The organism is Pantoea sp. ACRSB, assembly GCF_022346905.1.
GTDB lineage: Bacteria > Pseudomonadota > Gammaproteobacteria > Enterobacterales > Enterobacteriaceae > Pantoea > Pantoea piersonii.
Genome location: NZ_JAKRNL010000003.1, coordinates 97,887 through 116,471 on the forward strand (window position 1 = coordinate 97,887; position 18,585 = coordinate 116,471).

The 18,585-nt window shown below is 58.3% G+C and carries 18 protein-coding genes; 7 read left to right on the top strand and 11 right to left on the bottom strand.

Features of this window, described 5'->3' with window-relative positions; genetic code table 11:
• Positions 1 to 9: 9 nt before the first annotated feature.
• Positions 10 to 561, bottom strand: coding sequence for a 1,6-anhydro-N-acetylmuramyl-L-alanine amidase AmpD (gene ampD, locus MHZ89_RS11340; RefSeq protein WP_311783081.1), 552 nt, complete (start codon positions 559 to 561; stop codon positions 10 to 12).
• A 195-nt stretch (positions 562 to 756) separates the two neighbouring features.
• Here ampD and nadC point away from each other — a divergent pair, with 195 nt between their 5' ends.
• The 4 genes from nadC to hofC all read left to right on the top strand — a co-directional run bounded on the left by nadC (position 757) and on the right by hofC (position 4,853).
• Entirely contained in the window at positions 757 to 1,653 is an 897-nt protein-coding gene (gene nadC / locus MHZ89_RS11345; protein WP_311783082.1) for a carboxylating nicotinate-nucleotide diphosphorylase, read from the top strand.
• A 180-nt stretch (positions 1,654 to 1,833) separates the two neighbouring features.
• Entirely contained in the window at positions 1,834 to 2,289 is a 456-nt protein-coding gene (ppdD, locus tag MHZ89_RS11350; RefSeq protein WP_311783083.1) for a prepilin peptidase-dependent pilin, read from the top strand.
• Positions 2,276 to 3,667, top strand: a complete 1,392-nt coding sequence (gene gspE, locus MHZ89_RS11355) for a type II secretion system protein GspE (protein ID WP_311783084.1) — start codon at positions 2,276 to 2,278, stop codon at positions 3,665 to 3,667. Before ppdD ends, gspE begins: the two co-directional genes overlap by 14 nt.
• On the top strand, positions 3,654 to 4,853 hold the full coding sequence (hofC, locus tag MHZ89_RS11360) for a protein transport protein HofC (protein WP_311783085.1): 1,200 nt from the start codon (positions 3,654 to 3,656) through the stop codon (positions 4,851 to 4,853). The genes gspE and hofC overlap by 14 nt, the downstream gene beginning before the upstream one ends.
• A gap of 32 nt (positions 4,854 to 4,885) precedes the next feature.
• Here the strand turns inward: hofC and MHZ89_RS11365 are convergent, their stop codons facing one another.
• Positions 4,886 to 5,926 (bottom strand): GMP reductase, encoded by a 1,041-nt coding sequence (locus tag MHZ89_RS11365; RefSeq protein ID WP_120455740.1) that lies wholly within the window; start codon positions 5,924 to 5,926, stop codon positions 4,886 to 4,888.
• Between the two features lie 217 nt (positions 5,927 to 6,143).
• Here MHZ89_RS11365 and coaE point away from each other — a divergent pair, with 217 nt between their 5' ends.
• From coaE to yacG, 3 genes are read left to right on the top strand one after another with little or no spacing between them, the layout of a single operon-like run.
• Positions 6,144 to 6,752: a dephospho-CoA kinase gene (gene coaE, locus MHZ89_RS11370; protein WP_311783086.1), complete on the top strand. Its 609-nt coding sequence runs from the start codon at positions 6,144 to 6,146 to the stop codon at positions 6,750 to 6,752.
• A gap of 4 nt (positions 6,753 to 6,756) precedes the next feature.
• A complete protein-coding gene (zapD, locus tag MHZ89_RS11375; protein ID WP_311783087.1) occupies positions 6,757 to 7,500 on the top strand; it encodes a cell division protein ZapD in 744 nt (247 codons plus the stop codon).
• A gap of 8 nt (positions 7,501 to 7,508) precedes the next feature.
• Positions 7,509 to 7,706, top strand: coding sequence for a DNA gyrase inhibitor YacG (gene yacG, locus MHZ89_RS11380; protein WP_311783088.1), 198 nt, complete (start codon positions 7,509 to 7,511; stop codon positions 7,704 to 7,706).
• Positions 7,707 to 7,729: 23 nt separating this feature from the next.
• Here the strand turns inward: yacG and mutT are convergent, their stop codons facing one another.
• The 9 genes from mutT to murC all read right to left on the bottom strand — a co-directional run bounded on the left by mutT (position 7,730) and on the right by murC (position 18,550).
• Positions 7,730 to 8,125: an 8-oxo-dGTP diphosphatase MutT gene (gene mutT, locus MHZ89_RS11385; protein ID WP_311783089.1), complete on the bottom strand. Its 396-nt coding sequence runs from the start codon at positions 8,123 to 8,125 to the stop codon at positions 7,730 to 7,732.
• Positions 8,126 to 8,244: 119 nt separating this feature from the next.
• Positions 8,245 to 10,950, bottom strand: coding sequence for a preprotein translocase subunit SecA (gene secA / locus MHZ89_RS11390; protein ID WP_311783090.1), 2,706 nt, complete (start codon positions 10,948 to 10,950; stop codon positions 8,245 to 8,247).
• A gap of 70 nt (positions 10,951 to 11,020) precedes the next feature.
• Entirely contained in the window at positions 11,021 to 11,527 is a 507-nt protein-coding gene (gene secM / locus MHZ89_RS11395; RefSeq protein WP_311783091.1) for a secA translation cis-regulator SecM, read from the bottom strand.
• Between the two features lie 300 nt (positions 11,528 to 11,827).
• The gene (gene lpxC, locus MHZ89_RS11400; protein WP_120455727.1) at positions 11,828 to 12,745 is read right to left on the bottom strand and encodes a UDP-3-O-acyl-N-acetylglucosamine deacetylase; all 918 of its coding nucleotides are present in this window, start codon (positions 12,743 to 12,745) and stop codon (positions 11,828 to 11,830) included.
• A 101-nt stretch (positions 12,746 to 12,846) separates the two neighbouring features.
• Positions 12,847 to 14,001, bottom strand: a complete 1,155-nt coding sequence (gene ftsZ, locus MHZ89_RS11405) for a cell division protein FtsZ (RefSeq protein ID WP_120455726.1) — start codon at positions 13,999 to 14,001, stop codon at positions 12,847 to 12,849.
• Positions 14,002 to 14,070: 69 nt separating this feature from the next.
• On the bottom strand, positions 14,071 to 15,327 hold the full coding sequence (ftsA, locus tag MHZ89_RS11410; RefSeq protein ID WP_033749492.1) for a cell division protein FtsA: 1,257 nt from the start codon (positions 15,325 to 15,327) through the stop codon (positions 14,071 to 14,073).
• Positions 15,324 to 16,160 carry a cell division protein FtsQ gene (ftsQ, locus tag MHZ89_RS11415; protein ID WP_120455724.1) on the bottom strand — a complete coding sequence of 279 codons (837 nt, stop codon included), beginning with the start codon at positions 16,158 to 16,160 and terminating at the stop codon, positions 15,324 to 15,326. Before ftsQ ends, ftsA begins: the two co-directional genes overlap by 4 nt.
• Position 16,161: 1 nt before the next feature.
• Complete coding sequence (locus MHZ89_RS11420) at positions 16,162 to 17,082, bottom strand: D-alanine--D-alanine ligase (protein ID WP_311783092.1); 921 nt, start codon at positions 17,080 to 17,082, stop codon at positions 16,162 to 16,164.
• Positions 17,075 to 18,550 carry a UDP-N-acetylmuramate--L-alanine ligase gene (murC, locus tag MHZ89_RS11425; RefSeq protein WP_311783093.1) on the bottom strand — a complete coding sequence of 492 codons (1,476 nt, stop codon included), beginning with the start codon at positions 18,548 to 18,550 and terminating at the stop codon, positions 17,075 to 17,077. Before murC ends, MHZ89_RS11420 begins: the two co-directional genes overlap by 8 nt.
• Positions 18,551 to 18,585 lie beyond the last annotated feature (35 nt).

Sequence of the window (18,585 nt, forward strand, 5' to 3'; positions counted from 1 at the left end):
CCGGGAGAATCAAAAAGAAGTCTGCGCCAACAGTCGCTGATATTGTGCCCAGTCAAAAGCAGGCCCCGGATCGGTCTTACGCGTCGGGGCAATATCGCTGTGTCCGGTAATGCGCGAGGGCGTTAAGGGATAGTGCTGTAGCAGTAGTCGCGTCACTGCGGCCAGCGCCTGGTACTGCGCATCGGTGTAAGGCAGATCGTCGGTACCTTCCAGTTCGATGCCAATAGAAAAATCGTTGCAGTTTTCGCGGCCCTGATAACAGGAAACCCCGGCATGCCAGGCGCGGTTTTCGAAAGAAACATACTGCACGATTTCCCCGTCGCGACGAATCAGACAATGCGCGGCGACTTGCAGATGGGCGATATCGGCAAAATAGGGATGAGCGTCGGACGGCAAGGTGCCGGTAAACAGCCGATCGATCCACGGCCCGCCGAATTCGCCCGGCGGCAGGCTGATATTGTGGATGACCAACAGCGAGGGGGCCTCGTCGTTGGGACGTTGATTAAAATGTGGCGACGGCACCTGACGGATGTCGGTCAGCCAGCCCTGTTCCAGTTTCATGCCGGTTTTTCCTTAGCAGAGTCGGGCTGAGAATAGCATGATTTCCACTGATTTTTGGCAGCCTAAAGGTGCTGCGCTACGGCGGCGCGCTTTCGTTAAGTATACTAAACAAAACTCAGACTTCGGCTGGTGAATTGTGCCTTTTCGATCTATTGTGGCTGCCACTGTGTTCAGGTCATCAGGAGCGAATTCGTTATGCCAACCCGCCGTTATAGTGTCGATAGCCGCCGACAGGCGCTGATCGCCCGTATTGAACAGGACATTCCCGCCACGGTGGCGCGCGCTTTGCAGGAGGATCTGGGCGGCGAGATCGATGCTGACCGTGATATCACCGCTCAGCTGCTTCCTGAAGAGAGCCAGGCGCAAGCCCAGGTGATCACGCGGGAAGCGGGTGTTTTCTGTGGTAAACGCTGGGTGGAAGAGGTGTTTAATCAGCTTGGTGGTCATGTGACGCTGGGCTGGCAGGTCGAAGATGGCGACAGCGTAACGCCTGATCAGCTGCTGTTTACCCTGAGCGGTCCTTCTCGTCGCCTGCTGACCGCTGAACGCACCGCTCTTAATTTCGTGCAAACGCTGTCAGGCGTGGCAACCGAAACACGCCGTTATGTGCAACTGCTTGCGGGCAGCGACACGCAGCTGCTGGATACGCGCAAAACCCTGCCGGGACTGCGTACGGCGCTGAAATATGCTGTGCTGTGCGGCGGCGGCGCAAATCACCGTCTCGGCCTTTCTGACGCCTTCCTGATTAAAGAAAACCATATTATCGCCAGCGGTTCGATTCAGCAGGCGGTAGAAAAAGCGTTCTGGATGCATCCGGACGTGCCGGTAGAGGTGGAAGTGGAATCGCTGGATGAGCTGGAACAGGCGCTTGCGGCGGGTGCTGACATTATCATGCTGGATAATTTCACCCTCGACGAGATGCGAGAGGCCGTCGCGCGTACGCAGGGGCGCGCACAGCTTGAGGTTTCAGGCAACGTCACGGAAACGACGCTGCCGCAAATCGCGCAGACCGGCGTCGACTATGTCTCTGTCGGCGCGCTCACCAAGCATGTCCGCGCGCTCGATCTCTCGATGCGCTTCACTTCCCTGTAAACCGATAATGCCGTGGCGTCGCCCACGGCGTTTTTGCGCGCCCGCTTCCGCTTCGTTGTTCACACCGCTGCAACTCCGTCGCTTTATTGCGTTCCCTTTCCCGGCCTGAAAATCCGCAGCTGGGTTTAACGCCTGCGCTTTTCTATTCTGCCGCCTCTTATCTACTCAGGAGGCGATGTAATGACTCATCAACAGGGTTTTACCCTGGTTGAGCTGATGATTGTGGTGGGGATCGTGGCGATCCTCAGCGCTATCGGCTTACCAGCCTATCAAAACTACCTGCAACGCGCGGCGCTCACCGACATGCTGCAAACGATGATGCCCTACAAAACGGCTGTTGAGCTGTGCGCTATGGAGCGAGGCGGCCCTGCGCAGTGCCAGGCGGGCGAAAAAGGCATACCGGCGGCAAAAGGCTCGCGTTACGTTTCGACGCTCAGCGTCGTAAACGGCACCATTACCTTAACCGGCCAGGAGAGCCTGACTGGCCTGAGCGTTGAGATGACGCCGGTATGGGACAGCGCGGAAGGCAGCCTGAGGTGGCAACGCAGCTGTACCAGCACCAGCGACAGCCTGCGCGATAACTGTCTGGAACAGTTCCGCTTCGATGACAAAGGAGCCAGCGATGGTAATGGCTGATTCCGCTATTCGCGCGCTGTGCCAGCGCTATCGCGCCGTCTTACTGCATCATGATGCGACGCTGCTGCGCGTCGCCGTTGCGGAACAGGTGCCGGAGGGCTTAAGCGAGGCGCTCTCCTTCGCCAGCCAGTGTCAGGTTGAAATTGAGTGCTGGCCTCTGGCGCGCCTTGAGCTTCAGCAGCACAGCAGCGCCGCTGCGGATGCGCCGCGCGATGCCCTGCCGGAGTCGGCGATCGAGGCCGTTAACCAGATGCTGCAACAGGCGCTGCGGCGACGGGCGTCCGATATTCATATTGAACCGCAGCGGGACGGCGTGCGGATACGGCTGCGCATAGACGGCGTGCTGCAGCCGCTGACGCCCTTATGCGAAGCATCGCCCGCCGCGCTGCTTGCCAGGCTGAAAATCCTGGGCGGTCTGGATATTGCCGAGCGACGACTGCCGCAGGATGGACAGTTTACTCTGACGCTGGAGGGCAAACCCGCCGCTTTTCGCCTGGCGACGCTGCCGGTGCAGTACGGTGAAAAAGCGGTTATTCGTCTGCTGCAAAGCGAGGATAGCGCCCTGGCGCTGGATAAGCTCGGCCTGCCCGCCGCGCAGCGGCGTCTGCTGGATGCCGCGCTGGCGCAGCCGCAGGGGCTGATTCTGGTGACCGGCCCCACCGGCAGCGGCAAAACCTTTACGCTCTACAGCTGCCTGAGCACGCTGAACCGACCAGAAATGAACGTCAGCAGCGTGGAGGATCCGGTCGAAATTCCGCTGGCCGGGATTAACCAGACGCAGATCAACCCGAAATGCGGCCTCGATTTTAATCGGGTGCTGCGCGCCCTGCTGCGCCAGGACCCGGACGTCATCATGGTGGGTGAGATACGCGATGCGGAAACGGCAGAAATTGCGGTCAAAGCGGCACAGACCGGCCACCTTGTCTTATCGACGCTGCATACCAACTCAACGGCGGAAACCCTGACGCGGCTGCGGCAGATGGGCATTCCTGGCTATCTGCTTGGCCCGGCGCTACGGCTGATTGTGGCGCAGCGGCTGGTGCGTCGGCTCTGCCCCCACTGTCGACAGCCAGCACAGGCGATAGCGCACTTCCCGCCCGACATCTGGCCCGGCACGCTGCAAACCTGGCGCGCCCCCGGCTGCGACCACTGTTTTTCCGGCTATTTCGGACGGCTGGCGCTGTTTGAAATATTGCCGGTCGGCAACAAACTGCAAAATGCCATCGCCGCTGAGATGCCGCTCGACAGCGTGCTGGCGCTGGCAAAAAAGCAGGGCATGCGCACCCTGTTCAGCGCTGGCCTGGAGGCGGTCAGCCGCGGCGAAACCTCGCTGGAGGAGATGCAGCGCGTTACCGGTCTGGAAGATGTCCCGGCTTAGCCTCTACCGCTGGCAGGCGCTCAACAGCCAGCAGCAGCTGCATGAGGGTCAGAGCCTGGCGGCTGATGAAGAGTGCCTGCTGCGCCAGCTGGCCGAACAGGATCTGCTACCGGTTAGCTGGCAGCGTCGTAAAGTATGGCGGGCACGCGACTGGAAGTGGCAACACAAAACAGACCTTGTCAGGCAGCTGGCAACCTTGCTTAAAGCGGGCCTGCCGCTGGCGCAAGGCCTGGAGCTGCTGTCGCAAGGCCATCCTCACGCTGGCTGGCGGTTACTATTGCATGCGCTGCGGCTGCGCGTCTTAAGCGGCGTCCCCTTCTCCCAGGCGTTAAGCCAGTGGCCGCAAATTTTTCCGCCCCTGTTCGCCGCCATAATGCAGGTGGGCGAACTGACCGGCCAGCTTGACGTCTGCTGCGCGCAGCTGGCCGATCAGCAGGCGCGTCAGCAACATCTGAGGAATAAAGTTATCAAGGCGCTGCGCTATCCACTCTTTATTTTAATGGTGGCGGTCGCGGTAAGCGGCGGCATGCTGCTGTTTGTACTGCCGGAGTTCGTCTCGGTCTACGCCTCGTTCAACGCGCCGCTCCCCGCCTTTACGGCGGCGGTGATGGCGCTCTCAGTGGGCCTGCAGCGCTGGGGCGGCTGGCTCGCGGTCGCGCTGTTGTTAGCCGCAGCGGGCTGGCGAGCGCTACGACAACGCTCACCAGCATGGCAGCTGTGGGAGCAGCGCCTGATGCTGCGCCTGCCGCTTTTCTCAAATCTGTGGCGCGGTAGCCAGCTGAGCCAGATTTACGCCATCCTGCAGCTGACGCAACAGGCAGGCATTACGCTGTTGCAGGGCTTACAGGCGGCTGAAGCAACCCTGACGACGCGGTTATGGCGCGACGCCGTCGTTGAGCTTCAGCAGCATATTACGCAGGGAGAGCCGCTGCATCAGGCGATGCGGGCGCATCCGCTGTTTACGCCGCTCTGTATGCAGCTGGTGCTGGCCGGGGAAGAGGCTGGCGCGCTGGATACCATGCTGGCGCGGCTGGCGGAGTGGCATGAAGCTCGAACGCTGGCGCTTGCCGATGCGCTCGCCGCCTCGCTGGAGCCAGTAATGATGGTGATTGTCGGCGCTATTGTCGGCACGCTGGTGATCGCGATGTATCTGCCGGTATTTGGACTGGGAAATGTGATGCATTAGGGTGCGCGCGGCACCCTGATGCATAGACACCGTTAGCGGTTGAAAACGCGGTTTTCCTGCTCGGCGACGCGAATAAAGGTGGTTCGCTTGGTCAGCTCCTTGAGCCGCTCCGCGCCGACGTAGGTACAGGCTGAGCGCAAACCGCCGAGAATATCGCGCGCCGTTTCGGCAACCGGGCCACGCAGCGGCAGCTTCACCGTTTTGCCTTCTGCTGCGCGATACTGCGCGACGCCGCCAACGTGACGCTTCATCGCCGATTCAGAGCTCATGCCGTAGAACAGCATAAACTGCTCGCCGTTCTCGTCGATCACCGTTCCCTCGCACTCATCATGCGCGGCAAGCATGCCGCCCAGCATCACGAAATCGGCACCGCCGCCGAACGCCTTGGCGATATCGCCCGGCACCGCGCAGCCGCCGTCGCTGACAATCTGACCACCCAGGCCGTGTGCCGCGTCTGCGCATTCGATAACGGCGGAGAGCTGAGGATAGCCGACGCCGGTTTTGACGCGCGTCGTGCACACTGAGCCTGGCCCAATGCCCACCTTAACGATATCCGCGCCGGAAAGGATAAGCTCCTCTACCATCTCGCCGGTGACCACATTGCCTGCGCAAATGGTGCGATCCGGGAAGATTTCGCGCGCACGCTGAAGGAAGGTGACAAAGTGCTCGGAATAGCCGTTAGCCACGTCAATACAGATGAATTTAAGATCGGCGGAGAGCGCCAGAATGGCGGTCAGCTTTTGCAAATCGGCATCGGAAGTGCCCGTCGATACCATAACGTGGTTCAGCACTGCAACAGACGAGCGCTGAATAAAGGCGCGCCACTCTTCGACGCTGTAGTGCTTGTGCACAGCCGTAAGAATATCAAAGCTCGCCAGCGCTTCCGCCATGCTGAAAGTACCAACGGTGTCCATGTTCGCCGCGATTACGGGCACGCCGCTCCAGCTCAGCCCGGAATGCTTAAAGGTAAATTGACGTTCCAGTTCGACTTCAGAGCGGCTTTTCAGCGTGGAGCGTTTAGGACGGATCAGTACATCTTTAAAACCCAGCTTTAAATCTTCTTCAATACGCATAAAAAATGTCCTGGTAAGTGGCAACGAACCGCAGTTCGGGTAGCGCGCACGGCTCCAGTGGCATAATCATACGCGCCATACGCCTGCCGACAAGACTGCGAATTTCACTTTATTTAAGCTACAATCCCATAAATTTAGCTGAGAATTTTCATTGTGATCGCGCACACAGTTCTGCGCTTCGGCTTGCCCGGCTGTGTTGCGCGCCTGAGAGAGTGATATGCCTTATACCGTGGCGCTGACCGGTGGAATCGGCAGTGGAAAGAGCACCATCGCCAATGCTTTTGCGGCGCTTGGCGTACCCATTATCGACGCGGATGTTATTGCGCGCGAAGTCGTCGAGCCGGGATCGGCGGCGCTACAGAAAATCGCAGAGCGCCACGGCAGCGGCATCCTGACGGAAGAAGGCACGCTGAATCGCGCCCGGCTGAGAGACATTATTTTCCAGTCGCCCGATGAAAAAACCTGGCTGAATAATCTGCTTCATCCCCTGATTAACGCCCGCACGCAGCAGCTGAAAGCGCTGACCACAGCGCCTTATGTGCTGTGGGTCGTGCCGCTGCTGGTCGAGAACGGCCTGCAGCGCCAGGCGGATCGCGTACTGGTCGTCGACGTCGATGAAGCAACACAGCTCATGCGCACCATCCAGCGCGACGGCATCGACCGACAACAGGCGCAAAATATTCTGTCCGCTCAGGCGACGCGCAGCGCGCGCCTCGCCGTAGCCGACGACGTCATCAATAACAGTGGCACGCCCGATGAGGCGCTGCCGCAGGTTGCCGCCCTGCACCAGCGTTATCTGGCGCTGGCGGCAATGCAACAGGATTAACGCCATGAGTACAGTCGTTCTGTTTGAACATCCACTGAATGAAAAAATGCGCACCTGGCTGCGCGTGGAATTCCTGATCCAGCAGCTGCAGGAAACCGTGCCGATAACCCGAGCCGCCTCTGCCTTGACCTTTTTCCGCATCATCGGCGAGCTGCTGGATATTTTCGAGCGCGGCGATATGCGTACTGAACTCCTGAAAGAGCTGGAGCGTCAGCAGCAAAAACTGCGTGCCTGGGCTGATGTACCCGGCGTTGATATGGCCGTGGTCGATGCGCTGCGCGACCAGTTACGCGCGCAGTCAGTTCAGCTCAACAGCGCGCCACGTATGGGACAACAGCTGCGTGAGGATCGGCTTATCGGGCTGGTGCGTCAACGGCTTAGCATTCCCGGCGGATGCTGTAGTTTCGATCTGCCAGGGCTGCATATCTGGCTGCATCAGCCTCAGGAGATGCGCGACAGCCACGTCGCTGCCTGGCTGGAGACGCTGGAGCCGCTGCATCAGAGTCTGGCGATGATTCTGGATCTTATTCGTCAGTCGGGAGCATTCCGCCATCAGACCAGCCTGAACGGTTTTTATCAGGACAATGCGGAAGGCGCGGAACTGCTGCGCCTGCAGCTACAGCTGGAAGATGCGCTTTACCCCCAGGTTTCCGGCCACAAAAGTCGTTACGCCATCCGTTTCCTGCCGCTGGACAGCGAACGCGGCGAAGTGCCCGCACGACTCAACTTTGAACTGGCCTGTTGTTAGAGGTAGCTATGCAAAATGAAGTAATTACCGTTCAGTGTCCGCACTGCGGTAGAGATGTAATCTGGGATGAACTCAGCCCGTGGCGCCCGTTCTGTAGCAAGCGCTGTCAGCTGATTGATTTAGGCGAATGGGCGGACGAAGAGAAGCGCATTCCCAGCGAGGGCGATCTGAACGACAGCGAGGACTGGAGCGAAGAGCAGCACTGAGAGCAGGGGCCCGGCCCCTGCTGTTAAAGCTCGCCAGCGACCAGACGTGCAATCAGCGCATGGTTAGCTGGCGGGAACTCTTCCGCCACCAGCGCGCTTTGCGCCACCCAGCGTTGCGGCTGCCCTTCACGTCCCCACGGCTCGCCGTTCCAGCCTTCCACCAGAAAGAAGTTCAGCGTAACGCGCAGATCTTCGTAGGTATGATCCGCTGCGCCAATCGCCGTCGCCTGCGTCACGTCAATGCCTGTCTCTTCCAGCAGCTCGCGCTTCAGCGCCTCTTCAGCGCTCTCCCCCGCCTCGATTTTGCCACCGGGGAACTCCCACATATTCGCCATATGCGATGAGGCCGGGCGCTGAGCCAGAAAGATCTGTTTATCGGCGTTACGGATGATGCCAACGGCAACCTGCAGGTGCTTCATAAAGTTTTTCCACGTCAGGTGAGTCAATGTGCGCTGATTCTAAAGCATGGGCGGCGTAATGTTAATCACGCTCCGCAGGCAAGAAAAAAGGAGCCGAAGCTCCTTTTTCTTAGTGCCTGTCAGGCCAGTCGGCCATGACACTGCTTATATTTTTTACCGGAGCCGCATGGGCAGGGATCGTTGCGTCCGACTTTACGCTCGCCGCTCTGCGCCGCCAGCGACGCCGCTGCGGCGGCTTCATCATCGACATGGCTGAGCTGCTGCTGCTGCGCCAGGCGTTCAGCTTCTTCGCGACGCTGCTGCTCCATCGCTTCGACTTCTTCCGGCATACGGACCTGCACCTTGCTCAGGGTGCTGACCACTTCATACTTCAGCGACTCCAGCATCGCCGCGAACATAGCGAAAGATTCGCGTTTGTACTCCTGCTTCGGATCTTTCTGCGCGTAGCCGCGCAGATGGATGCCCTGACGCAGGTAGTCCATCGCCGCCAGATGCTCTTTCCACAGCGAGTCCAGCGTCTGCAGCATCACGCCTTTTTCGAAGTTGCGCATCATCTCAACGCCGACAACCTCTTCCTTACTGGCGTAGCTCTCACGGGCGCGCGTCATGATGCGCTCGCGCAGCGTCTCTTCATGCAGATCCGGCTCTTTATCCAGCCACTCGGCGATCGGCAGGTCGAGATCGAAGTCGTTACGCAGGCGCTCTTCGAGGCCCGGCACGTCCCACATCTCCTCCAGCGACTGCGGTGGAATGTAGCTGTCGATGGTGGTTTTGAACACATCCTCGCGAATGCTGTTAATGGTTTCGCTAACGTCGGAAACGTCCAGCAGCTCGTTACGCTGGCTGTAGATAGCGCGACGCTGATCGTTCGCCACGTCGTCATACTCCAGCAGCTGCTTACGAATATCGAAGTTGCGGCTTTCCACTTTACGCTGCGCATTGGCGATAGCTTTTGTTACCCACGGGTGCTCAATCGCTTCGCCAGGCTTCATACCGAGTTTACGCATCATATTAGAGACGCGATCCGAGGCGAAAATACGCATCAGCGCATCTTCCATCGACAGGTAGAAACGGGAAGAACCGGCGTCGCCCTGACGACCGGCGCGGCCGCGCAGCTGGTTGTCGATACGGCGCGATTCATGACGCTCGGTGCCGATAATGTGCAGACCGCCTGAAGCCAGTACCGCATCATGGCGTTGCTGCCAGGCGGCTTTGATCGCTTCAATCTGCGCTTCGGTAGGCTCTTCCAGCTCAGCGACTTCCGCATGCCAGCTGCCGCCCAGCATAATGTCGGTACCACGACCCGCCATGTTGGTCGCGATGGTGACCGCGCCCGGTTGACCAGCCTGCGCCACGATGTCCGCTTCACGCGCATGGAATTTGGCGTTCAGCACGTTGTGCTTGATGCCCGCGCGCGTCAGCTCGTTAGAGACCACTTCCGATTTTTCGATGGAAATCGTACCCACCAGCACCGGCTGGCCATTTGCGGTACGCTCGCGAATGTCTTCAATGATCGCGTCGATCTTCTCTTTTTCGGTCATATAGACCAGATCGGGCAGATCTTTACGCACCATCGGGCGGTTGGTTGGCACCACAATGGTGTCGAGCTTATAGATAGAGCTGAACTCAAAGGCCTCGGTGTCCGCCGTACCGGTCATACCGGCCAGCTTCTCATAGAGACGGAAGTAGTTCTGAAAGGTGATGGAAGCCAGCGTCTGGTTCTCGTTCTGGATTTCCACGCCTTCTTTAGCTTCAATCGCCTGATGCAGACCGTCAGACCAGCGGCGGCCCTGCATAGTACGACCGGTGTGCTCGTCGACGATAACTACTTCGCCATCTTTTACGATGTAATCGACGTCGCGCGTAAACAGCGCATGCGCGCGTAAGGCCGCCGTAACGTGATGCATCAGCATAATGTTGGTCGGTGAGTAGAGCGATTCGCCCTCGGCCATAATGTTCTGGCTAACCAGCAGCTCTTCGACTTTGACCAGGCCGCGCTCGGTCATGTGCGCCTGGCGCGCTTTCTCATCGACCCAGAAATCGCCTTCACCCTGGAAGTTATCGGAATCTTCTTTCTCCTGGCGTACCAGGCTAGGGATGATTTTGTTGACCTTGATATAAAGCTCAGAGCTGTCTTCAGCCGGGCCGGAAATAATCAGCGGCGTACGCGCTTCATCGATCAAAATGGAGTCAACTTCATCCACCAGCGCGTAGTTCAACTTGCGCTGTACGCGCTCTTCCGGGCTGAAAGCCATGTTGTCGCGCAGATAGTCGAAGCCATATTCGTTGTTGGTGCCGTAGGTGATATCTGCCGCGTAGGCTTCACGCTTCGCCACAGAAGGCATGCCAGGCAGGTTAATGCCGACGCTCAGGCCAAGGAACTCAAACAGCGGGCGGTTGTTTTCCGCATCGCGCTGCGCCAGATAGTCGTTGACGGTCACGACGTGCACGCCTTTGCCGCTCAGCGCATTGAGATAGGCAGGCAGCGTCGCGGTCAGCGTTTTACCTTCACCGGTACGCATCTCAGCAATACAGCGATCGTTCAGCACCATGCCGCCAATCAGCTGCACGTCAAAGTGGCGCATGCCGAAGACACGCTTACTCGCCTCACGTACCGTTGCGAAAGCTTCCGGGATCAGGCTTTCCAGCGACTCGCCCTTTTTCAGACGCTCACGGAATTCATTGGTTTTCGCTTTCAGCTCATCGTCTGAAAGTTTCTCGAAATCCGGCTCCATCTTGTTGATGACGTCTACCACTTTGCGCATACGGCGCAGAGTACGATCGTTGCTGCTGCCAAATACTTTCGTTAACAGTTTGATTAACATATTAAAAACTTCTCAATTCAGCCGCTTTACACGGGCTGCGATAATGAAAAAGGGTATTTAAATAACGGTTTCAGACAAGCAGCGTAGACGGTCCGGCGCGAATTGCATGCGTTTTGCTGCGCCAGTCGGCCAGCGAAGTGACAGGTACAAGGGCATCACGCGGCGCCTGCGCGACCTGCTGCGACGGCTGACGCAGAGAAGTGTGCGTGGTCAGCAACGCCTGGAGCGAATCGATAAGCGCCAGCTTATGCGCAGCCAGCGGGACAGTATCCGGTGTTTCCGCCTGCGGCGTTAAGGTAAACGAAAGGTGGCGGATAACGGTGCGGATGGCGTGCTGATGCCAGTAATCGATAGTAAAGCTGGGACGTCGCGCCGTTTCCTGCAGCCGGATCAGATGATCGAAGCGCGCGGCGTTACCGACGAACAGGCTACTGGAAGAGGATTCAGATGAGGTGTTAAGTTCGGCACTCTGCGCGCAGACAGGCAAACCCAGGCTGGCCGCCACCATCCCCAACAGGAGATGAGGCCAGAAATAGCGTCTGCCTAAGTGTCGCCAGCGTAGAAAAATTCCGATCACAGCTCTTCCATTGCGCATCAACGATCGCGTCGTTGTTGGGGGTTTGCCGCTCGTCTTTGAACAGCGGCGCTCAGCTTTTCAGAGCGCCTGATAGTACCATTAATGTGGGGCGACCACATCAGTGTTTAAAGTCGCTCTGGAAGAAAAGACGCCTGATTGTTCAGCGTTTCATCAGCATTGCAGCATTTACTGCGAGACGTGCCGGAAATGCAGGAGGAGTAAAAAAGGAAATAAAAAAGGCTGGCGCCGCTGACCGGAGAGGGGTGTCAGCATAACCAGCCTTTCAAGGTTCTGGGGTAATTAAGCCAGAACCAGATTTGGTGCCTTGAATGCCAGCGGCAGTTCCGCTTCGTCTTCGAAGGTAGCCCATTCCCAGGCTTCCTGTTTCGCCAGGACGGCCTGCAGCAGCTTGTTGTTCAGTGCGTGGCCTGATTTGAACGCGGTAAACGCGCCGATAATATTATGGCCGCACATAAACAGGTCGCCGATTGCATCAAGCATTTTGTGACGAACAAATTCGTCTTCAAAACGCAGGCCTTCTTCGTTCAGCACGCGGAAATCGTCGAGGCCAATAGCGCAATCCAGACTACCGCCCAGGCACAGGCCTTTGGATTGCAGGTACTCGATTTCACGCATAAAGCCGAAGGTACGGGCGCGGCTGATCTGACGAACAAAAGAGTCGGCAGAGAAGTTCAGCTGATAGCGCTGAGAGCTGGAGTCGATCGCCGGGTGGTTGAAGTCGATAGTAAAATCGAGAGAAAAACCGTTGTACGGCTTAATCTCAGCCCACTTATCGCCATCTTCCACGCGAACAGTCTGCTTAACGCGCACAAATTTCTTCGCGCTGTTCAGCTGCTCAATGCCCGCATCCATCAGCAGATAGATAAAGGGCGCGGCGCTACCGTCCATGATCGGGATCTCTGGCGCATCCACTTCAACAATAATGTTGTCGATGCCCAGACCAGCCAGCGCGGCGTTCAGATGCTCAACCGTTGAGATACGCACGCCTTCATCATTCACCAGGCAGGTACTCAGCATGGTGTCGCGCACGTATTTTGCATCAGCCGGGAAATCAACCGGTGGATTCAAGTCAGTGCGACGATAGATGACCCCGGTATTAGCCGACGCAGGGCGTAAAGTCAGCGTGACTTTCTTGCCGGTATGCAAACCGACGCCAGTCGCCTGAACAATACGTTTTAATGTCCTTTGTTTGATCATCGTATTATCTCGCAATATTACCCATCCGACCGCTAGTATACTTTACCAGCGGGCGAACACTTTAGCACAAAGAGCGGAGAATCCCAATTCTCAGGTTATTCTTAGTCGGCCTGCTTACGCAGAAACGCTGGAATATCAAGGTAATCGGGCTCTTTGTTTGACTGCGCGCTCTGGTCGTTGACCACTTTCGCTGCCGGTTTTTGCTCCTGCGGCAGCGGCGACATGCCGTGCTGCTGATAGCGATGATCCATAACCGGCTGGCTGGCAGGCTTGTTGGTCACCAGCGTGATTTCAGGACGCTTGTCCATACCGATGCCGGTCGCCACCACGGTCACGCGCAGCTCGTCGTTCATCTCTGGATCCAGCGAGGTACCGATAACCACGGTCGCGTTGTCGGAGGCGAAGGCGCGGATAGTGTTACCCACGGTTTCGAACTCATCCAGACGCAGGTCGAAGCCCGCCGTGATGTTGACCAGCACGCCGCGCGCGCCAGAAAGATCGATATCTTCCAGCAGCGGACTGGAGATCGCCATTTCTGCCGCTTCTTCCGCACGGTCTTCACCGCAAGCGACGCCGGAGCCCATCATGGCGTAGCCCATTTCGGACATAACGGTGCGCACGTCAGCGAAGTCGACGTTCATCAGGCCCGGACGCGTAATCAGCTCGGCGATGCCCTGTACCGCGCCTTTCAGCACGTCGTTTGCCGCGCCGAAGGCGTCAAGCAGAGAGATACCGCGACCCAGCACTTTCAGCAGCTTGTCGTTCGGGATAGTGATCAGCGAATCCACATGCTTCGACAGTTCAGCGATGCCCTGCTCGGCAAAAGCCATACGCTTTTTGCCTTCGAAGTTAAACGGCTTGGTCACGACCGCAACGGTCAGAATGCCCAGGTCTTTGGCCACTTCCGCTACCACCGGCGCAGCGCCGGTACCGGTACCGCCGCCCATACCGGCAGCGATAAACACCATGTCTGCTCCCTCCAGCGCAGAACGCAGTGCTTCGCGATCTTCTTCAGCCGAGGTACGACCAACTTCCGGATTCGCCCCAGCACCCAGACCTTTGGTGATATTGGTGCCGATCTGGATCGTCTGGCCAACCGCTGTTTTACGCAACGCCTGGGCGTCGGTGTTCACAGCGAAGAATTCTACACCTTCGATACGCTCGCGTACCATGTGCTCTACGGCGTTGCCGCCGCCGCCGCCGACGCCGATGACTTTAATCACCGCGTCATTGGTTAATTCCATCGGTTCAAACATGATTTCTCTCCGTTATGTGCCTGTCGCCTGGAGACCATAAACAGTGCCTGCATGGTCTCCTTTCTAAAATTAAAATTCTTTCTTCAACCAGCTATTGATGCGCTTGAACCAGTTGCCCACCGATGCGCGTTTTTCCGTCTCTGCATCGCCGTTCATATGGGACTCTTTGCCATAGTGCAGCAGTCCCACTGCGGTTGAGTAATAAGGTTCCTGCGCGTAATCCGTCAATCCTGTGATATTGAGCGGCTGTCCAATGCGCACCTGCGTATGAAAAACGCGTTGCGCGCAGGCGGCCAGCCCTTCAATTTGCGCAGCACCGCCGGTCAGCACGATCCCGGCTGCCAGATGATGCTTAACGCCCTGCTGACGCAGTTGTTCCTGTAGCTGCAAAATCTCGTCGTTGACCAGATTCAGCAATTCGGTGTATCGCGGCTCGATCACTTCAGCCAGCGTCTGCCGTTGCAGACTGCGCGGCGGTCGTCCGCCAACGCTCGGCACTTCGACGTTTTCGTCTTTGCCGACAATCGAACCCAGCGCACAGCCGTGGCGAACCTTAATCGCCTCCGCGTCTGTCGGCGGCGTGCCGAAAGCATAGGCGATATCGCTGGTGACCACGTTACCCGCATAAGGGATCACTTTAGTGTGACGCAGCGCGCCGCCTGTATAAACAGCGATATCCATTGTACCGCCACCGACGTCGACAACACAGACGCCAAGTTCACGTTCGTCTTCCGTCAACACGGCAAAACTGGACGCCAGTCCGGCAAAAATCAGTTGGTCAACTTTCAGGCCACAACGTTCAACGGCTTTGACGATATTTTTCGCCATATCGTTGTGACATGTGATCAGGTGCACTTTCGCCTGCATGCGCACGCCCGAAAGACCGACCGGATTTTTAATGCCTTCCTGATAATCGATAGCGTATTCCTGAGGAATAACATGCAGGATGCGGTGCTCATCGCGCACGCGCACTGACTTCGCAGTGTGTACGACATTCTCCACATCATCCTGAGTCACTTCCTCTTCGGAAATCGGAACCATCCCGATTTCGTTCTGACAGCTGATATGTTTGCCCGATAAAGCAAGATAGACGGAAGAGATCTGGCAATCCGCCATCAGCTCGGCCTGATCGATGGCGCGCTGTACGCATTTCACCACCGACTCAAGGTCGTTTACGCCGCCTTTATCCATACCGCGAGACGGGCAGCTGCCCACCCCGATAATGTTGACCATGCCATCGGGCAGAATTTCCCCAACCAGGGCGGCGACCTTCGCGGTGCCAATTTCGAGTCCAACTACCAGTTTTCTGTCCGTTGCCTTGATCATTGTTTAGCCTGTGCCTGGTTCTGTTGCTGATTACTGTCCTGGAGCTCTACGGGCTCCGGCGTCCAGCCCACGGCTGCACCCGAGTCGTACCGCAAATCCACATAGCTGATACGCTTGTGCTCGTTCTGCCCTTGCTGCTGCAACGCCGGATAGAGCTCAATAAATCGGTTGAGACGTTTCATGGGTTCGCCGCGTCCCAGCTCGATGCGCACATCGTCGCTGGTGACCAGTTGCCATGACCGCCGCGCCGTCATCGACGCTACCTTCAGGGTAAATTTGTTGGCCTTCAGCACGTCGCTCATGCTGTGGTAACCCGCCAACACCTCTTTTTCACTGCCTTCCGGTCCGTACAGCATCGGCATCGTTTCTTTGCCGATGTGGCTGGCCGGCACGCTGAAGGAGACGCCGTCCGCATCCACCATATGCAGATCGTTCCAGCGCGCCACCGGCACATACTCCACCAGATGGATCTTCAGCTCATCAGGCCACTGCTTGCGCACGCTGACCTGCTTAATCCACGGCAACCGCTCAATCTGCTGCTGCAGGATGTTAACGTCCTGCGACATAAAGGTGCCCGGCGCGCCCAGCGACAAAATCGCCTGGCGAATATCATCGTGCGTGGTGTAGTGGGTTTCGCCCGTCACCACCAGCTTTGAGAGCGGCAGTCGCGACGCGTCGTTCATCCACTTCAGCACGACCAGCCCGCCGAAAATCATAATGCCAATGACCATCAGCAAAAAAACGATGCCGAAAAGTCTGGCCCCGTTGCTGCGCCCCGTGCGCACGCGCTCCTGAGGCTCGCGGTTCCGTGCGTTAAGTGCCGCCTGTGACATATCAGTCGGCCAGCTCCAGAATACGCGCCACCAGCCGGGAGAAGCTCATTCCCGCCTCTCTGGCCGCCATCGGCACCAGGCTGTGGCTGGTCATTCCCGGCGAGGTATTTACCTCCAGCAGCTGGAAATTGCCTTCGCCGTCCGCCATAACATCGACTCGCCCCCAGCCGCTACAGCCCAGCGCGCGCCATGCGTCCCAGACCAGTTTCTGCAGCTCCGCCTCCCGCTCTGCGCTCAATCCTGCCGGGCAGAAGTATTGAGTATCGTCAGAAATGTATTTTGCTTCATAGTCATAGAACTCGCTGGCGGTCTGAATGCGTATTGCAGGCAGGATTTGATCGCCAATAATGCCGACGGTGTACTCAGCGCCGCTGAGAAAAGCCTCGATTAATACGTTATCGTCATGGCGAAAGGCTTCATCCAGCGCCGCAGGCAGCGCTTCCAGCGCATTGACGCGGCTGATGCCGACGCTTGAGCCTTCACTGCTCGGCTTGACGAACAGCGGCAGGCCGAGCGCCTCAACGGCGTCGCGCGTTTCCGCGGTCAGACCCGCCTGATACTGCTCGCGCGTCAGCCAGACAAAACGGCCTGACGGCAAACCGCGACCCTGCCAGAGTAACTTGGTGCGCAGCTTATCCATGGTAATGGCTGACGCCATTACGCCACTGCCGGTATAGGGCAGCTGCAAAAATTCCAGTACCGCCTGCAGGGTGCCGTCTTCGCCTCCGCGACCATGCAGCGCGATAAAGGCAGCGTCGAAGCCCTGCTCTTTCAGCGTCAGCACCGAGACTTCGCGCGTGTCTACCGCGTGCGCGTTGATGCCTGCTTCGCGCAGACCCGCCAGCACTGCCTTGCCCGACATCAGCGAAACTTCGCGCTCCGCCGAGGTGCCGCCCATCAGGACGGCGACTTTATCAGCCATGACGCTCCTCCGCTTTACGCTCCGGCTGCAGCTTGCACTCCGCCAGCTTGCGCGCCACTTTGCCTACGTTACCGGCGCCCTGCACCAGAATCAGATCTTTGCCCGACAGCAGCGGCGCCAGCATTTCCGGCAGCGCGTCATGATCCGGCACCAGTACCGGATCGACTTTGCCGCGGCCGCGAATAGAGCGGCACAGCGCCCGGCTGTCCGCGCCTGGAATCGGCGTTTCGCCCGCCGAGTAGACATCCAGCATCAGCAGCACGTCGACCTGCGACAGCACATTGGCGAAATCGTCGAACAGGTCGCGGGTGCGCGTATAACGGTGCGGCTGAAAGACCATTACCAGCTTTTTATCCGGCCAGCCGGCGCGCGCCGCCTTAATCGTGGCGTCAACTTCCGTCGGATGGTGGCCGTAATCATCTACCAGCATCGCGCTGCCCGGGTTGCCGTTCACCGGCTCCGTCGGGAATTCACCCAGCAGGTCGAAGCGACGGCCTGTGCCCTGGAAGCTTTCCAGCGCGGCGAGAATGGCGTCGTCTTCAATGCCCTCTTCGCTCGCTACCGCAACCGCCGCCGCCGCGTTGAGCGCGTTATGGCGGCCAGGGGCGTTCAGCGTCACCTGCAGGCGCGGCTTGTCATGACGCACCAGCGTAAAATGCCCCTGCGCGCCGCGCTGCTCATAGTGCTCAATGCGCACGTCAGCGTCGTCGCTAAAACCGTAGGTGGTGATGTGCCGTCCGACGCGAGGGATCAGATCGCGGATGACCACATCATCAATGCACATGACCGCGCGGCCGTAAAACGGCAGGTTGTGCAGAAAATTAATAAATGTCTGCTTCAGGTTCTCGAAGTCGCCCTGATAGGTGTCCATATGGTCAGCTTCGATATTGGTTACCACCGCCACCATCGGCTGCAGATGCAGGAAAGAGGCGTCGCTCTCGTCCGCTTCCGCAATCAGGTAACGGCTGCTGCCGAGCCGCGCGTGCGTGCCCGCAGCCTTAACCAGTCCGCCGTTGACGAAGGTCGGATCCAGACCGCCTTCGGCATAGATGCTGGATACCATCGCCGTGGTCGTGGTTTTGCCGTGCGTTCCGGCAATGGCGATGCCGTGTCGAAAACGCATCAGCTCCGCCAGCATCTCGGCGCGGCGGATGACAGGGATACGCTGTTCGCGCGCCGCAACCAGTTCCGGGTTGTCCTGCGCCACCGCGCTGGAGACCACCACCACGCTGGCGTCGGTGACGTTTTCCGGGCGATGGTTGAAATAAATGATGGCGCCCAGCGCCGCCAGATGCTGCGTCACCGCGTTCGGCGCCAGATCGGAGCCGCTAATATGGTAACCCTCGTTCGCCAACACTTCGGCAATACCGCCCATGCCGGCACCGCCGATGCCGACAAAGTGAATGTGCCGGACGCGACGCATCTCGGGCACAATGGAGCGCAGTTTTGCCAGTTGTTGTGTATTCATCGTTCTCAGTTACCTGTCATCTTTATCTGTGCCTG

What these genes read in the sequence shown, in the direction of transcription:
- ampD (WP_311783081.1), bottom strand. Translation starts at nt 561, where the DNA reads ATGAAACTGGAACAGGGCTGGCTGACCGACATCCGTCAGGTGCCGTCG.
- nadC (WP_311783082.1), top strand. Translation starts at nt 757, where the DNA reads ATGCCAACCCGCCGTTATAGTGTCGATAGCCGCCGACAGGCGCTGATC.
- ppdD (WP_311783083.1), top strand. Translation starts at nt 1,834, where the DNA reads ATGACTCATCAACAGGGTTTTACCCTGGTTGAGCTGATGATTGTGGTG.
- gspE (WP_311783084.1), top strand. Translation starts at nt 2,276, where the DNA reads ATGGTAATGGCTGATTCCGCTATTCGCGCGCTGTGCCAGCGCTATCGC.
- hofC (WP_311783085.1), top strand. Translation starts at nt 3,654, where the DNA reads ATGTCCCGGCTTAGCCTCTACCGCTGGCAGGCGCTCAACAGCCAGCAG.
- MHZ89_RS11365 (WP_120455740.1), bottom strand. Translation starts at nt 5,926, where the DNA reads ATGCGTATTGAAGAAGATTTAAAGCTGGGTTTTAAAGATGTACTGATC.
- coaE (WP_311783086.1), top strand. Translation starts at nt 6,144, where the DNA reads ATGCCTTATACCGTGGCGCTGACCGGTGGAATCGGCAGTGGAAAGAGC.
- zapD (WP_311783087.1), top strand. Translation starts at nt 6,757, where the DNA reads ATGAGTACAGTCGTTCTGTTTGAACATCCACTGAATGAAAAAATGCGC.
- yacG (WP_311783088.1), top strand. Translation starts at nt 7,509, where the DNA reads ATGCAAAATGAAGTAATTACCGTTCAGTGTCCGCACTGCGGTAGAGAT.
- mutT (WP_311783089.1), bottom strand. Translation starts at nt 8,125, where the DNA reads ATGAAGCACCTGCAGGTTGCCGTTGGCATCATCCGTAACGCCGATAAA.
- secA (WP_311783090.1), bottom strand. Translation starts at nt 10,950, where the DNA reads ATGTTAATCAAACTGTTAACGAAAGTATTTGGCAGCAGCAACGATCGT.
- lpxC (WP_120455727.1), bottom strand. Translation starts at nt 12,745, where the DNA reads ATGATCAAACAAAGGACATTAAAACGTATTGTTCAGGCGACTGGCGTC.
- ftsZ (WP_120455726.1), bottom strand. Translation starts at nt 14,001, where the DNA reads ATGTTTGAACCGATGGAATTAACCAATGACGCGGTGATTAAAGTCATC.
- ftsA (WP_033749492.1), bottom strand. Translation starts at nt 15,327, where the DNA reads ATGATCAAGGCAACGGACAGAAAACTGGTAGTTGGACTCGAAATTGGC.
- ftsQ (WP_120455724.1), bottom strand. Translation starts at nt 16,160, where the DNA reads ATGTCACAGGCGGCACTTAACGCACGGAACCGCGAGCCTCAGGAGCGC.
- MHZ89_RS11420 (WP_311783092.1), bottom strand. Translation starts at nt 17,082, where the DNA reads ATGGCTGATAAAGTCGCCGTCCTGATGGGCGGCACCTCGGCGGAGCGC.
- murC (WP_311783093.1), bottom strand. Translation starts at nt 18,550, where the DNA reads ATGAATACACAACAACTGGCAAAACTGCGCTCCATTGTGCCCGAGATG.